The sequence below is a fragment of the Thauera sp. AutoDN2 genome (genome assembly GCF_051280715.1).
In the GTDB taxonomy this organism is placed as follows: Bacteria; Pseudomonadota; Gammaproteobacteria; order Burkholderiales; family Rhodocyclaceae; genus Thauera.
This window is the reverse complement of record NZ_JBNCAR010000003.1, coordinates 128,900-142,587: the sequence shown is the minus strand read 5'-3', so window position 1 is coordinate 142,587 and position 13,688 is coordinate 128,900. Positions and strand designations below refer to the sequence as shown.

General features: G+C 66.9%; 14 protein-coding genes. 5 read left to right on the top strand and 9 right to left on the bottom strand.

The window, feature by feature from the left end; genetic code table 11:
* Positions 1 to 170: 170 nt before the first annotated feature.
* From bioA to bioD, 5 genes are all read left to right on the top strand, one after another.
* The gene (gene bioA / locus ACPT9U_RS03325) at positions 171 to 1,535 is read left to right on the top strand and encodes an adenosylmethionine--8-amino-7-oxononanoate transaminase (RefSeq protein ID WP_435749872.1); all 1,365 of its coding nucleotides are present in this window, start codon (positions 171 to 173) and stop codon (positions 1,533 to 1,535) included.
* A 115-nt stretch (positions 1,536 to 1,650) separates the two neighbouring features.
* Positions 1,651 to 2,832: an 8-amino-7-oxononanoate synthase gene (gene bioF, locus ACPT9U_RS03320; protein ID WP_435749871.1), complete on the top strand. Its 1,182-nt coding sequence runs from the start codon at positions 1,651 to 1,653 to the stop codon at positions 2,830 to 2,832.
* Positions 2,829 to 3,650 carry an alpha/beta fold hydrolase gene (locus ACPT9U_RS03315; protein WP_435749870.1) on the top strand — a complete coding sequence of 274 codons (822 nt, stop codon included), beginning with the start codon at positions 2,829 to 2,831 and terminating at the stop codon, positions 3,648 to 3,650. The genes bioF and ACPT9U_RS03315 overlap by 4 nt, the downstream gene beginning before the upstream one ends.
* Positions 3,643 to 4,554 (top strand): methyltransferase domain-containing protein, encoded by a 912-nt coding sequence (locus ACPT9U_RS03310; protein ID WP_435749868.1) that lies wholly within the window; start codon positions 3,643 to 3,645, stop codon positions 4,552 to 4,554. The genes ACPT9U_RS03315 and ACPT9U_RS03310 overlap by 8 nt, the downstream gene beginning before the upstream one ends.
* Positions 4,551 to 5,249: a dethiobiotin synthase gene (gene bioD / locus ACPT9U_RS03305; protein WP_435749867.1), complete on the top strand. Its 699-nt coding sequence runs from the start codon at positions 4,551 to 4,553 to the stop codon at positions 5,247 to 5,249. Before ACPT9U_RS03310 ends, bioD begins: the two co-directional genes overlap by 4 nt.
* Positions 5,250 to 5,263: 14 nt before the next feature.
* On the opposite strand, the gene ACPT9U_RS03300 is transcribed toward bioD, so the two are convergent.
* The 9 genes from ACPT9U_RS03300 to bamA form a co-directional block, all read right to left on the bottom strand.
* Complete coding sequence (locus ACPT9U_RS03300) at positions 5,264 to 5,767, bottom strand: hypothetical protein (protein WP_435749866.1); 504 nt, start codon at positions 5,765 to 5,767, stop codon at positions 5,264 to 5,266.
* Between the two features lie 134 nt (positions 5,768 to 5,901).
* Positions 5,902 to 6,702, bottom strand: a complete 801-nt coding sequence (locus tag ACPT9U_RS03295) for a TrmH family RNA methyltransferase (protein WP_435749865.1) — start codon at positions 6,700 to 6,702, stop codon at positions 5,902 to 5,904.
* A gap of 9 nt (positions 6,703 to 6,711) precedes the next feature.
* Entirely contained in the window at positions 6,712 to 7,338 is a 627-nt protein-coding gene (gene rnhB, locus ACPT9U_RS03290; RefSeq protein ID WP_435749864.1) for a ribonuclease HII, read from the bottom strand.
* A gap of 8 nt (positions 7,339 to 7,346) precedes the next feature.
* On the bottom strand, positions 7,347 to 8,498 hold the full coding sequence (gene lpxB, locus ACPT9U_RS03285) for a lipid-A-disaccharide synthase (RefSeq protein WP_435749863.1): 1,152 nt from the start codon (positions 8,496 to 8,498) through the stop codon (positions 7,347 to 7,349).
* A 16-nt stretch (positions 8,499 to 8,514) separates the two neighbouring features.
* Positions 8,515 to 9,303 (bottom strand): acyl-ACP--UDP-N-acetylglucosamine O-acyltransferase, encoded by a 789-nt coding sequence (gene lpxA, locus ACPT9U_RS03280; RefSeq protein ID WP_435749862.1) that lies wholly within the window; start codon positions 9,301 to 9,303, stop codon positions 8,515 to 8,517.
* Positions 9,300 to 9,734 carry a 3-hydroxyacyl-ACP dehydratase FabZ gene (gene fabZ / locus ACPT9U_RS03275; protein WP_435749861.1) on the bottom strand — a complete coding sequence of 145 codons (435 nt, stop codon included), beginning with the start codon at positions 9,732 to 9,734 and terminating at the stop codon, positions 9,300 to 9,302. The genes lpxA and fabZ overlap by 4 nt, the downstream gene beginning before the upstream one ends.
* A gap of 6 nt (positions 9,735 to 9,740) precedes the next feature.
* Positions 9,741 to 10,778: a UDP-3-O-(3-hydroxymyristoyl)glucosamine N-acyltransferase gene (gene lpxD / locus ACPT9U_RS03270; protein ID WP_435749860.1), complete on the bottom strand. Its 1,038-nt coding sequence runs from the start codon at positions 10,776 to 10,778 to the stop codon at positions 9,741 to 9,743.
* Between the two features lie 13 nt (positions 10,779 to 10,791).
* Positions 10,792 to 11,292, bottom strand: a complete 501-nt coding sequence (locus ACPT9U_RS03265) for an OmpH family outer membrane protein (protein WP_418362745.1) — start codon at positions 11,290 to 11,292, stop codon at positions 10,792 to 10,794.
* Positions 11,293 to 11,327: 35 nt separating this feature from the next.
* On the bottom strand, positions 11,328 to 13,685 hold the full coding sequence (bamA, locus tag ACPT9U_RS03260; protein WP_435749859.1) for an outer membrane protein assembly factor BamA: 2,358 nt from the start codon (positions 13,683 to 13,685) through the stop codon (positions 11,328 to 11,330).
* Positions 13,686 to 13,688: the final 3 nt, after the last annotated feature.

Genomic DNA, 13,688 nt, shown 5'->3' with positions numbered 1-13,688 from the left:
GCCGTGCCGTCCCCATCCCCCATCCCTTCATGCCCCGATTCTCCAACCCTTCATGCCCCAGCACCCTCGCCCCTCTTCACCGCCGGCCTCCACACCGCCCCTCCATCGACAATTGACAGCCCTACCCCCTTTGCCCAACATGGGCGCCCTTTCAAGCCAACCGTATCCGGATGTCCCGCACCGACGACCTGCTCGCCCGCTCGCTCGCCGCCGTCTGGCACCCCTGCACCCAGATGAAGACGCACGAGACGCTGCCGCTGGTGCCCATCGTGTGCGGAGAGGGGGCATGGCTGATCGACGCGCAGGGGCGCCGGCTGATGGATGGCATCAGCTCGTGGTGGGTAAACCTGTTCGGTCACTGCAACCCGCGCATCAATGCTGCGCTGCGCGCGCAGCTCGAGACTCTCGAACACGCCATGCTGGCCGGCTTCACCCATGCCCCGGTAGTCGAGCTGTCCGAGCGCCTGGCAGCGCTCACCGGCCATCGGCTGGGGCACGCTTTCTACGCCTCGGACGGCGCATCGGCGACCGAGATCGCGCTCAAGATGAGCGTGCATTACTGGCGCAATGCGGGGCACCCCGGCAAGACCCGCTTTCTCAGCCTTGCCGGCAGCTACCACGGCGAAACGGTCGGCGCCCTGGCCGTGACCGACGTGCCGGTCTTTCGTGACGCCTACGCACCCCTCGTGCGCGCAGGAGACACCGTGCCGTGCCCGGACACCCGCCGGGTGCGAGAGGGCGAGACGCCGGCCGAACTCGCGCACCATGCCGCAGGCCTGCTCGAAGCCCATCTCGAAGCCCACCACGAGGGCATTGCGGCGCTGATCGTCGAGCCGCTGGTGCAGGGTGCGGCCGGCATGGTGATGTACGACGCCGAATACCTGCGTCGGGCGCGCGCCCTGTGCCAACGCTACCGCGTGCACCTGATTGCCGACGAGATCGCGGTCGGCTGCGGCCGCAGCGGCACTTTCTTCGCCTGGGAGCAGGTTGCCGGCCCTGCGGAGGGGCCCGACACCGAGGTCGGCTGGCCGGACTTCCTGTGCCTCTCCAAGGGCATCTCCGGCGGCTACCTGCCGCTCTCGCTGGTACTCACCCGCGACGAGATCTACCGCGCCTTCTACGACGACCGCAGCACGCGCGCCTTCCTGCATTCGCACTCCTACACCGGCAATCCGCTCGCCTGCCGCGCTGCGCTCGCCACCCTGGACATCTTCGCCGAGGACGGGGTGATCGAGGCCAACCGCAGCCGCGCCCGCCTCCTGGGCGAGGCGCTTGCGCAGCGCTTCGGCAGCCACGCCGCGGTACGCCACCTGCGTCAGACCGGGATGATCGCAGCCTTCGACGTGGCCGAAGCACCGTCCGGCTTCGCACACCGCTTCTTCGCCGCCGGGCTGGAACATGGTGTGCTGCTGCGGCCGATCGGCAATACGGTCTATTTCATGCCGCCCTACATCCTGGATGAGGCGGACATCGCCCACCTCGCCGACGGCGCGGCCGCGGCACTCGCCGAAGCGCTCCATCGGGAGGCCGCGTGAAGCCCCCGATGTTCGCCCCACTCGCCTGCGCCCCACTCGCCTGCGCCCCACTCGCCTGCGCCCCACTCGCCTGCGCCCCACTCGCCTGCACGCCGATGCTGGCAACGCCAATCCAATGAGCCTGCTCGACGATCTGCGCGTCGGACTCGCCACGCTCGATCAGAACGCGCTGCGCCGGCGCCGGCGCAGCAACGCGCAGCCCTGCGCACCGCAGGCGAACGTGGATGGCGGCACGCGGCGGGCCTTCTGCAGCAACGACTATCTGGGCCTTGCGGCGGAGCCCCGGCTCGCCACGGCGCTGGCTGCCGGTGCAGCACGCTGGGGCAGCGGCGCCGGCGCCTCCCATTTGGTGAGCGGCCACTACACGGTGCACGACGCGCTCGAGACTGCGCTCGCACGCTTCGTGGGCTGCGAACGTGCGCTCTACCTGTCCACCGGCTACATGGCCAACACGGGTGTGCTGCCGGCCTTGCTCGGACGTGGCGACGCAATCTTCGCCGACCGCCTGGTCCATGCTTCGCTGGTCGATGGCGCCCTGCTCTCGCGTGCCGAGCTGCGCCGCTACCCCCACCTCGACCTGGCCACGCTCGAGCACCTGCTCGCCAGCAGCACGGCGCGGCACAAGGCCATCGTCACCGACAGCGTGTTCAGCATGGACGGTGACGTAGCCCCACTTGCCGCGCTGCTCGCGCTCGCAGCCCGCCACGATGCCTGGCTGGTCGTGGATGACGCGCATGGTTTCGGCGTACTCGGACCACAAGGGCGCGGCGCACTGGCCGAAGCGGGCGTGCTGACCCACCCCGAAGCCTGGCGTATCGTGCTCATCGGAACCCTCGGCAAGGCCGCCGGGGTGGCAGGCGCCTTCATCGCGGGTCAGGCAGAACTGATCGAATGGCTACTGCAGAAGATGCGTACCTATCTCTTCAGCACCGGTGCCCCCCCTGCGCTGGCGCACGTGCTGCTCGAGAGCCTGCAACTGATCGAGGACGGCGATGCGCGCCGCGACCGGCTCGCACACCTGATCGCCTGTCTGCGCAGTCGTGCCCGTTTCGTGCGCTGGCGCCTGATGGACTCACGTACGCCGATCCAGCCGGTGCTGATCGGCGACAACGCCGAGGCCCTCGCAGTCGCCGCCGCACTCGAGGCGGCGGGCTTCTGGGTGCCGGCAATCCGCCCGCCGACCGTTCCGGCGGGCACGGCCCGTCTGCGCATCTCCTTGAGTGCAGCCCACAGCGAGGACGATGTGCGCTGCCTGGCAGAAACCTTGTGCGGTCTTGAACAGCGCCTCACCCCATGAACGCCAGCTTGCCTTCGCACGACACGCGCGGCGAAGCGCCGCCGCTTGTCCTCCTTCATGGTTGGGCGATGTCGCCCGCAGTGTGGGCGCCGCTGCGCGCGCTGCTGGGCGACCGGCCGGTGCTGGCGCCTGCGCTGCCCGGGCACGCCGGCGCCGTACCCGCGCGCCATGCCGCGCCTGAGGATCTGCTCGCCGCTTGGTCCGACGCCCTGCTCGCACGCTTGCCGCAGCAGGCCACCCTCGTGGGCTGGTCGCTCGGCGCCCTGCTCGCGCTCGACATCGCTGCGCGCCATCCCACGCGTGTCTCCCGACTGGTGCTGATCTCAAGCACCGCACGCTTCGTGGCCGAGGTGCCGGACACTGCAGCGGTAGCGCAACCCGCGACGGTATGGCCCGGTCTGGCGGCGGAAACCGTGGGCGCCTTTTGCAGCGGCTTCGCGCAATCGCCACAGGCCACGCTGCGGCGCTTTCTCGCCCTGCAGTGCCTGGGTGAGGCCACACGCAAGGTACTTGCCGGCCAGCTCGAATCCTGTCTCGCCCCGGAACACCGCGGTGGAACGGGCGAACATGCCGGCCTGCGCGCGGGACTCGAGCTGCTCGCCTGCGCAGATCTGCGTCCAGTGCTTGCGCAGGTGCGACAGCCCTGCCTGCTGATCCACGGCGAACACGATGCGCTGATGCCCGTTGCCGCCGCTCGAATGCTGGCGCAGGCCCTCCCCGACGCGCAGCTGGCGCGCCTTCCGGCCGGCGGACACGCGCTGCCCTTGTCGCATGCTGCGGACTGCGCCCGCTTGATCGAGCGCTTCATGCATGGATAAGGCCTCGCGCGACGATCCCGCCGCGACCGACGATCGTGTGCGTTTGAGCGCACATCGCGTGCGACGCCACCGCATCCGCCGGGCCTTCGACCAGGCCGCCGACGGCTACGACGCCGCAGCGGAGATACAGCGCGCGATCTGCCAGGCCCTGCAGGTCTTCGGCCGCGAAACCGCCACTGCGACCACTCCTCGCCCGAACGCGCGGGTGCTCGATGCGGGCTGCGGTACCGGGTTCGGGCAGGCAGCGATCGAGCTTCTCTGCCCGGGTGCGTCGCTGCTCGCGCTCGATCTCGCGCCCGCCATGCTCGAGCGCGCACGCAGCCGGCACGGCGCGCAGGCGGCCAGCCGTACCCCCACCCTGATGCCCGTGTGTGCCGACCTTGAGCACCTGCCGCTCGCAGACGCCTGCCTTGCCATGGTCTGGTCCAGCCTCGCCATGCAGTGGTGCGATCCTGCACGTGCACTGGCGGAATGCGCGCGCGTACTGGCCCCTGGCGGTGTCGCGCTGATCGCAACGCTGGGGCCTGCAACGCTGCACGAACTGCGCGATGCGTTCGCCAGCATAGACGACGCTCGCCACACGATCGAATTCCACCCCGCGAGCCGCTGGGTTCAGGACGTGACCACTGCCGGGCTCGCCGTAGAAGCGCTCGACACGCGGCCCATGTACGCCTGCGCTGAAGACCTCCGCAGCCTGCTGCGCGACATCAAGGCAATCGGGGCGGCGACGGTCGACCATGGACGTCGGCGCGAAGCGCTCGGACGTGCGGCGTGGATGCAACTGCAGGCACAGTACGAACGCCACCGGCGCAGCAACGGGCTGCTACCCGCGACCTACGATGTCATTCTGCTCGCACTACGCAAACCCCTGATCGCAAACCCCCCGATCGGAGACGGCGCATGACCCCGCCAGCCGGCACCGCAAGCCTCGCCCCCGCCTGGTTCATCGCCGGCACCGACACCGGAATCGGGAAGACCTTCTCCACCTGTGCGCTGCTGCAGGCCGCACGTAACCAAGGCTTGCGCGCCCTCGGCATGAAACCGGTGGCTGCAGGCGCCGAACGGGTCGACGGCGTTCTCCTGAATGAGGACGTGGCCGCGTTGCGCGCGGCCGGCAGCTTCGACCCCGGGCTGGAGCGGCTGAATCCGTGGTGTTTCGCTGCACCCATCGCGCCCCACATCGCGGCGGCGGAGGAAGGCCGCAGGGTTGAGCCGGCTCCGGTGGTCGATGCGCTTGCGGCGCTTCGCAGGCAGGCCGATGTCGTGTTCGTGGAGGGCGTGGGCGGCTTCAAGGTGCCGCTCGCGGAGGACTATGACAGCGCAGACCTCGCGGTCGAGCTTGCGCTGCCGGTGATCCTGGTGGTCGGCCTGCGCCTGGGCTGTCTCAGCCACGCCTTGTTGACGGTCGAAGCCATCACACATCGCGGGCTGACGCTCGCCGGCTGGATCGGCAACTGTGTCGATGCGGAAATGCTGCGCCGGGAGCAGAACGTGGAGGCGCTTCGCCAGCGCATCGCTGCGCCCCTGCTAGGCCTGCTGCAGTGGACGCCGGGCGGCTCGCCCGCAGATCAGGCAACTGCACTGACCTTGCCGCGCTGAAGCGCCGGCCCGGATCAGGACCCGGCCAGCACCCCGCGCAAGCGGGCGGAAAGCTCGTCGGCGCGCTTGCGCCCGATACTGGTTTCGGTGATCGAAACCAGCCACTCGTCGAACAGGCCATGAAGTTCGTCCTCGGCATTGGACGAATGGATACGCTTGACGAGGTCGAGCTTGCCGTACGGACCATGGAAGGTACGCAGCGTGTTCATCATGAAGTCGCGCGCCATCCTTACCTTCTCCGCGCTGGCGCCCGCGCCCTTCGGGGCCGGGATCGGCTCCACCACCGCAGCGCTCGCCGTGGCAGCTGCTTGCGGCGCCACGCTCGCTTCGATGAAGCCGCCTTCCACGAGCACCGTGAGCACGTCCTCGACATCGGGTGCCCCGCTCATTGCTGCAAGCACGTCCGCGTCACGCTCACCGTCCACGAGGATCAGTACGCGTCGCGCGCGCAGGCCCAGCCCATGCGTGCGCGAGTTGATCTCCTCCTGCCCTTTAGCGGTCTTGAGGTATTTCGCCATCTAAGGTGTCTCCAACCCGGGTTGCGGCCTGTGGCCGTCTAGGTGTGTGCCGGAGCGCTGCTCCGGATCAGTGTGTAGCATCGGGGCGTGCCGTCCCCCCGTCAACGCCCCGGGCGCCCTCCAATGTGAAGCTTTTAACGGCTGCGCAGTTGCCGGGCCTGTTCGAACAGGCAGACCGCAGCGGCAGCACCCACATTGAGTGACTCCATGGCACCCAACATGGGGATTACGGCGCGCTGGTCGGCGCATGCCAGCAGTTCCCGCGACAGGCCCTTGCCTTCTGCACCAAAGAGCCAGGCGACCGGCCCACGCAGGTCGAGGTCGTAGAGCGGGCGCGCACCCGCACCGAGCGCAGTTGCGATCCGCACTCCGGGATAGCCTGCAAGGCGCGCGGGAAGATCCAGCCCTTCCTCGATCCGCAGCGCGAAATGGGCACCCATTCCGGCCCTCAGCACCCGCGGCGACCACGCGTGGGCGCAGCCCTCACCCAGCAGCGCACGCCGGATTCCGGCCGCCGCGGCGGTACGCAGGATCGTGCCGAGGTTGCCCGGATCCTGCACCGCATCCAGCGCGATCAGGCTTTCAGGGCGAAGGATCCCACCGCCCTCGTCGACGAGGACCGTTGCGGGCTCCACCACCGCAAGCACTCCCGCGGGTGTATCCACCGGACTCACATGCCGGAACAAGGCGTCGGTCAGCAGGTAGCGCTGCACGCCGGGGGGCAGCGCGGCGCAGAGGCCTGAGATCTCCGCCTGCTCGAGACCACTCTCGGAAACGATCACTGCTTCGAACGGGCAGCCCGCATCCAGCGCTGCGCGTAGCAGATGCGCGCCATCCAGCAGCGTCTGCCCGGATTTGCGCCGATCTCGTGCTGAGTGGGCGAGCGCGTGCCAGTGCTTGACCAGCGCGTTGTCGCGGGAACGGATCGCCTTCATCTCCACCGCTCAGCGCTCTCCCGGCGCCGTGAGCAGCCTGCGCACCGGCCCGAAACTGCGCCGGTGGAAGGACTGCACGCCGTGCGCCTCCAGCGCCGCCAGATGCGCCGCCGTCGGATACCCTTTGTGCGCAGCCAGTCCATACTGGGGCCAGACGGCATCCAGCGCGCGCATGGCCTCGTCGCGGGCCGTCTTGGCAAGGATGGAAGCAGCGGATATCGCGGGCTCGGTCGCATCACCCTTGATGATGGCGCGCGCCGGGTAGCGCAGGCGGGGGCAGCGATTGCCGTCGATCAGCACCTCGATCGGCGCCAGCGACAGCCCGTCTACGGCGCGTTGCATCGCGAGCATGGTTGCGTGGAGGATGTTGAGCCGATCGATTTCCTCGACATCGGCCTGCGCGACAGCCCACGCCAGCGCCCGCTCCCGGATCAGCGGTGCGAGGCGCTCGCGTGCTGCCTCGCTGAGCTTCTTGGAATCATTCAGGCCGGGAATCGGCCGCGCGGGGTCGAGGATCACCGCCGCGGCCACCACCGGCCCGCACAACGGCCCGCGACCGGCCTCGTCCACTCCACACACCAGACCGCTCGCGGGCAGGCCGGCAGGTATCTCGTCGAAAAGGTCCGGCGTCCGCATGTGCGTGCTCACGCCCCGGGGCGGGAAAGATAAGGCAGGATGGCCTCGGCCGCCCTGCGGGCGGTACCCTGCTTCAGGCTGAGGTGCAGTTCCATGAAGCGCGCCTCGACCACTGCCCGACGGGCGGGTTCCTGGAGCCAGGCAAGCAGCGCTTCGGCGAGCCGCTCGGGCGTCGCATCGTCCTGCAACAGTTCGGGCACGACAGTATCCCCGCACAGGATGTTCGGCAGGCCGACCCAAGGCAGATAGGCCATCCGTTTCATGAGGCGGTACTGCCACTTGCCGATGCGGTAGGTGATCACCATCGGTCGCTTCAGCAGCGCGGCCTCGAGGCTCGCCGTCCCGCTCGCCACCAGCACCACATCAGCCGCGGTCATTGCCTCCACTGCCTGGCCCGGAAGCAGTTCGAGCGGCACGTCCTGCGCCTGGCAACGGACAATGGCCTCGTCGAAAATCTGCCGGGTCTCGGGCGTTGCGAGCGGAACGAGAAAGCGCAGATCCGGCGCCCGCTCGCGCAACCGGCGGGCAGTTTCGATGAAGGTGGCAGCGAGATTGCGCACCTCGGATTGCCGGCTTCCAGGCAGCAGTGCCACCACCTGTTGCGCGACGGCAATACCCAAGGCTACCCGCGCCTGGTCGCGGTCGGGCTGCAGCGGGAACACGTCGGCAAGGGGGTGACCAACGTAGGTCACGGGCACCCCGGCCCGCGCATAGAGTTCGGGCTCGAACGGGAACAGGCACAGCATGTGTGACACCGAGCGCGCGATGCGCTTGATGCGGCCGCCCCGCCAGGCCCAGATCGAAGGGCTGACGAAATGGATCGACGCGATGCCCGCCGCGCGCGCCTTGCCTTCGAGCCAGAGGTTGAAGTCCGGCGCATCGACCCCGATGAAGACATCGGGTCGCTCGTGCAGGATCTGCCCCAGCAGGTCGCGGCGAATTCCCGAAAGCTCGCGATAACGCTTCAGCGCATCGACGTAGCCATGCACGGCGAGCCGTTCGCATGGCCAGCGCGCCTCGAAGCCCTCGGCCTGCATCCTGGGCCCGCCGATGCCGAAGAACTCCGCGTCGGGCACATGCTGCCTGAGCGCACGGATCAGATGGCTGGCAAGCAGGTCGCCGGAGGTTTCTCCGGCGACCATGGCAATACGGACCGTCATCGCAAGGTCGGCGTGCTCAGCGCACGAGACCACGCCCGGATTCGGCGATGAAATCCGAGAACAGGGCGACTTCAGGCTGCGCGGCGGCGATCTCAGCCACGCGCTGGCGAGCCTCTTCGAGCGACAGTCCGCTGCGGTAGAGGGTACGGTAGGCGCGCTTGACGCCGGCGATTGCCTCGGCCGAGTACCCTCGGCGGCGCAGCCCTTCGCTGTTGATGCCGTGCGGCTTGGCCGGGTTGCCCGCCACGGTCACGAACGGCGGAAGGTCCTGCAGGAGCACCGTTCCCACGCCGCAGAAGCTGTGCGCACCAACGCGGCAGAACTGGTGCACACCGGTGAAACCGCCCAGGATCGCCCAGTCGCCAACTTGTACATGGCCTGCCAGCGTGGCGTTGTTGGCGAAGGTGGTGTGATTGCCTACATGACAGTCGTGGGCGATGTGCACATAGGCCATGATCCAGTTGTCGCTGCCGATGTGCGTGATGTGCGCATCCTGGCTGGTGCCCACATTGAAGGAGCAGAACTCGCGGATCGTGTTGCGATCACCGATCTCGAGCCGGGTGGGCTCGGCATCGTACTTCTTGTCCTGCGGGCTGGCGCCGATCGAGCAGAACTGGAAGATCTCGTTGTCGCACCCGATGCGGGTGTGCCCCTCGATGACTACATGGGGGCCGATGCGGGTACGTTCGCCGATCTCGACGTGTTCGCCGACGATCGAGTACGGGCCAACGCGGACGCCAGCGGCAATCCGTGCGCCGGGATGGACGATCGCGGTGGCGTGGATGCTGGCGCTCGGATCGATCATAGCGTCTTGATCGCGCACATCAGCTCGGCCTCGGCTGCGAGATCACCGTCCACGGTCGCACGCGCCTTGTACTTGTAGATGTTGCGCTTGCTTTGCGTGATCTCCACCTCGAAGATCAACTGGTCGCCCGGCACCACCGGTCGCTTGAAGCGCGCGTGGTCGATGCCGGCGAAGTACACCACCGAGTTCTCATCGGGCTTGACCCCGCTGCTCTTGAATGAAAGCAGCGCTGCCGCCTGCGCCATGGCCTCGATGATGAGCACGCCGGGCATGACGGGATGATGCGGGAAGTGGCCCGGGAAGAAGGGCTCGTTCATGGTCACGTTCTTGAGCGCCCGCGCACGCACGCCCGGCTCGATCTCAAGCACGCGATCGACGAGCAGGAAGGGGTAGCGGTGCGGGAGGTACTGCAGGATTTCCTTGATGTCCATGATCGTTCAGCCCGGATTGCGGTCTTCGGAACCGTCGTGATGATTATGTTCGAGTTGGCGGACGCGCTTCGCGAGCGCATCCAGGTGGCGCAGGTGGGAGAAGTTCTTCACCCAGTCGCCATGGGTCTGCAGGGGGAGATTCCCGGTATACACGCCCGGCTTGTTGATCGACTTGGCAACCAGGGTCCATGCGGAGACCACGACGTCATCTGCGATCTCGAGATGCCCGGAGATGCCCGCCTGACCGCCGATCATGCAGCGCGCCCCGATCTGCGCACTGCCGGCGACGCCTGCGCAGCCTGCCATGATGGTGTGCGCGCCGACACGGACGTTGTGCGCGATCTGGATCAGGTTGTCGAGCTTGACGCCGTCGCCGATCACCGTGTCGTCGAGCGCACCCCGGTCGATGGTGGTGTTCGCACCGATCTCCACGTCGTTGCCGATCACGACCCGCCCGGTTTGCGGAATCTTGACCCAGGCACCGGATCGCTCACGGGCAAAGCCGAAACCATCCGCACCGACCACCACGCCGGCATGCAGGATGCAGTCCTCGCCGACCACGCAGTCGTGGTAGACCGTTACGTTCGCATGCAGGCGCGTACCCCGCCCGATGCGCGCACCACGTCCGACGAAGCAGTTCGGCCCGATCACCACGTCCTCGCCGAGCTCGACTCCCTCTTCGACGCAGGCACCCGGCCCCACCTCGACGCTCGCCGGTACCACGCAATCCACGCTGGCCATCCGATGCACACCCGGACGGGGTGCGGGCTGCGGAGAGAAAATCTGCGCGACGCGGGCGAAATAGAGGTAGGGATCCGGGGTGACGATCAGCGTCCGAGCGGTGAGTTGTTCGCAGGAATCGGGGCCTACGATCAACGCGCTGGCCGCACAGTCCCTCACCTGAGCGAGGTACTTGCGGTTGGCGAGAAAGGCGAGGTCGCCCTCCCCGGCCTTTTCCAGCGTGGCGACACGCGCAACGGCGACGTCGCCGTCGCCGCGCAGTTCGCCACCGAGGCGGTCAACCAGTTCTTGCAGTCGGAACATGCGCCTGCCGTGCTTACTTGGCGTCGGACAGGGCCTTGATGACCTTGTCGGTGATGTCGATGCGCGGATTCGCGTACACCGCTTCCTGGAAGATGATGTCGTAGTTCTCGTTCTCGGCGATGTCCTTGATCGAGCGGTTGGCCCGATCCAGCACCGTGGCGAGTTCCTCGTTGCGACGCTGGTTCAGGTCTTCACGGAACTCGCGCTGCTTGCGCTGGAAGTCGCGGTTCAGGTCGGTGAACGAGCGCTCCTTGTTACGACGATCATTCTCGCCCATCGTGGGACCGTTACGCTCCAAGTCATCCTGCATCGACTTGAGGTCGCGCGCCATGCGCTGGAGTTCCTGGTCGCGCTTCTCGAACTCCTTCTCGAGGCGCTGCTGCGCGCGCACGGCCGGCGCCGCCTCGCGCATCACGCGGTCGGAGTTGACGAAACCGATCTTGGTTTCTGCGATGGCGGCCTGGGAGAGGGCGAGCAGCGCGGCTGCAACCAGGGAGAGGGTACTGACTTTCACTTATGCCTCCGGATGAAACTGGATCGCCCGCAGCGTCAGAACACGCTGCCGAGCTGGAACTGGAATCGCTGGACTTCGTCCTGGTCCTTCTTGTTGAGCGGATGACCGAAGCTGAACTTGAGCGGGCCGATCGGCGAGCTCCACGCGAATGCGAGACCGGTACTGTAGCGCAGGTCGCTGAAGCGCAGCTTCTGCTCCTCGAACTGGTCGCTGCCCAGGGGTTGCTCGTCTTCGCCCCAGACATAGCCGGCATCGAAAAACGCCGAGATGCGGAACGAACGGTCCTTGCCTGCACCAGGCATCGGGAAGTAGAACTCGGCATTGCCGACGATCTTGCGCGTACCGCCGGTCGAGGTCACGTCCCCGTCCGTGTCCCGGAACTTGGGACCGATCGAGCCCTGGTCGTAACCGCGCACCGAGCCGATACCGCCGACGTAGTAGTTCTTGTAGAACGGAACCTCCTTGCCACCGAAGCCCTTCGCCCAACCCACATCTGCATTGAGCATCAGCGCGTAATCACGCCCGATCGGGAACCAGTGCTGGTGCTGATAGCCGATCTTGCCGTAACGCAGATCTCCGACCGGAACCGTCAACTCGCCATAGACCCGTTGATACGTGCCCGAACGCGGATAGGTGAAGCTGTCGCGGCTGTCGCGCGCCCAGCCCACAGTCGCGATCAGGCTGGTAACCGTCACATCGCCGGTGCCGTCGCTGTTGTTGCAGCCACCGAAGTCGCGGCAGAAGTCCTTGTAGAGCTTGGGGCTCAACGCGTAGGTCGTGATCTCGGTGTGGTCGGCCGTCAGACCGAAATTGATCTGGTCATCTTCGGCAATCGGCCAGCCCAGGCGGATACCGGCACCGGTCGAAACCGTCTTGTAAGGTGACACGCTATCGAGTTCGTCCGCATCGTAGGTGCGGTGATAGAGATCCCAGCCAAGACTCACGCCGTCCACCGTGTAATACGGATTGGTAAACGAGAGCGCCAGGGTGCGACTCGACTCACTGGTGTTCAGTCCGAGGGTCAAGGCATTGCCGCTGCCAAACAGGTTCTGCTGTGCAATCGAAGCCGACAGGACGATGTTTTCCGCGCTGGAGAAGCCCGCACCGAGCATCAGGTTGCCGGTTGGACGCTCCTTGACGGTGAAGTTGACATCCACCTGGTCCGTGGTGCCGGGGACCGCAGGGGTCTCGACGTTCACCTCGTCAAAGAAGCCAAGCCGGTCGATGCGGGTGCGCGAGCGGTTGATCGCCGCCGCGTCGTACCAGCCGCCTTCCATCTGGCGCATCTCGCGGCGCACCACCTCGTCGCGCGTCTTGGTGTTGCCGCCGACGTTGATGCGGCGCACATAGACCCTGCGACCCGGGTCAACGAACACCGTGAATGCGACCTCACGCTTCTCCTTGTCAACCTCGGGCGCGGCGTTCACGTTGGCGAAAGCGTAGCCTTCATTGCCGAGGCGGTCAGTGATCGCCTTGGTGGTCTCGGTCAGGTTCTCGCGCGAGAAGGTGTCGCCGGGGCGGATTTTCGACAGCGCCACGTACTCCGACTCCGGCAACACAAGATCGCCGGTAAAGCGCACGCCGGTGACGGTGTACTTCTCACCCTCGGTGATGTTCACCGTGACGTAGATGTCGCGCTTGTCGGGCGTGATCGAAACCTGCGTGGAGTCGATGTTGAAGTCGAGATAGCCCTGGTCGAGATAGAACGAGCGCAGGGTTTCCAGATCGGCGGAGAGCTTCTGACGCGAGTACTGGTCGTTCTTGGTGTACCAGGTCAGCCAGCCCGGCGTCGTCAGTTGCATCTGGTCGAGCAGATCGTCGGCGTCGAAGGCTTTCGCGCCGACAATGTTGATCTGGCGGATCTTCGCGACGCCGCCTTCTTCCACCGCGAAGTTGATGCCGACGCGGTTGCGTTCGAGCGGCGTGACCGTAGTGGTCACCGTCGCGGCGTACTTGCCGCGCGACAGGTACTGGCGCTTGAGTTCCTGCTCGGCACGCTCCAGCAGCGCGCGATCGAAGATGCGGGACTCGGCAAGTCCGACATCGCGCAAGCCCTTCTTGAGCGCATCCTTGTCGAACTCCTTGACGCCCACGAAGTCGATGTCGGCGATTGCCGGGCGCTCGTCCACGACGACGACGATTACGTCGCCCTCGGTCTCGATGCGGACGTCGTTGAAGAAGCCCGTGGCGAAGAGCGCACGGATGGCATCGGAAGCCTGCCCCTCGGTGAAGGTTTCACCCACTCGTACCGGGAGATAGTTGAACACGGTGCCCGCCTCGGTGCGCTGGATGCCTTCGACCCGGATATCCTTGACGATGAAGGGGTCGAATGCGAGGGCCGGCGCAGCGGCGAACAGGGCCATCAGGAGCCCGGGCAGGAGCTTGCGATTCATGCG

Bases quoted from the DNA above. Each gene is read 5' to 3' on its own strand.
- rnhB (WP_435749864.1), bottom strand. From the start codon at position 7,338: ATGCGGACGCCGGACCTTTTCGACGAGATACCTGCCGGCCTGCCCGCG.
- lpxA (WP_435749862.1), bottom strand. From the start codon at position 9,303: ATGATCGATCCGAGCGCCAGCATCCACGCCACCGCGATCGTCCATCCC.
- ACPT9U_RS03315 (WP_435749870.1), top strand. From the start codon at position 2,829: ATGAACGCCAGCTTGCCTTCGCACGACACGCGCGGCGAAGCGCCGCCG.
- ACPT9U_RS03300 (WP_435749866.1), bottom strand. From the start codon at position 5,767: ATGGCGAAATACCTCAAGACCGCTAAAGGGCAGGAGGAGATCAACTCG.
- bioF (WP_435749871.1), top strand. From the start codon at position 1,651: ATGAGCCTGCTCGACGATCTGCGCGTCGGACTCGCCACGCTCGATCAG.
- bamA (WP_435749859.1), bottom strand. From the start codon at position 13,685: ATGAATCGCAAGCTCCTGCCCGGGCTCCTGATGGCCCTGTTCGCCGCT.
- bioA (WP_435749872.1), top strand. From the start codon at position 171: ATGTCCCGCACCGACGACCTGCTCGCCCGCTCGCTCGCCGCCGTCTGG.
- lpxD (WP_435749860.1), bottom strand. From the start codon at position 10,778: ATGTTCCGACTGCAAGAACTGGTTGACCGCCTCGGTGGCGAACTGCGC.
- ACPT9U_RS03295 (WP_435749865.1), bottom strand. From the start codon at position 6,702: ATGAAGGCGATCCGTTCCCGCGACAACGCGCTGGTCAAGCACTGGCAC.
- fabZ (WP_435749861.1), bottom strand. From the start codon at position 9,734: ATGGACATCAAGGAAATCCTGCAGTACCTCCCGCACCGCTACCCCTTC.
- ACPT9U_RS03310 (WP_435749868.1), top strand. From the start codon at position 3,643: ATGGATAAGGCCTCGCGCGACGATCCCGCCGCGACCGACGATCGTGTG.
- bioD (WP_435749867.1), top strand. From the start codon at position 4,551: ATGACCCCGCCAGCCGGCACCGCAAGCCTCGCCCCCGCCTGGTTCATC.
- lpxB (WP_435749863.1), bottom strand. From the start codon at position 8,498: ATGACGGTCCGTATTGCCATGGTCGCCGGAGAAACCTCCGGCGACCTG.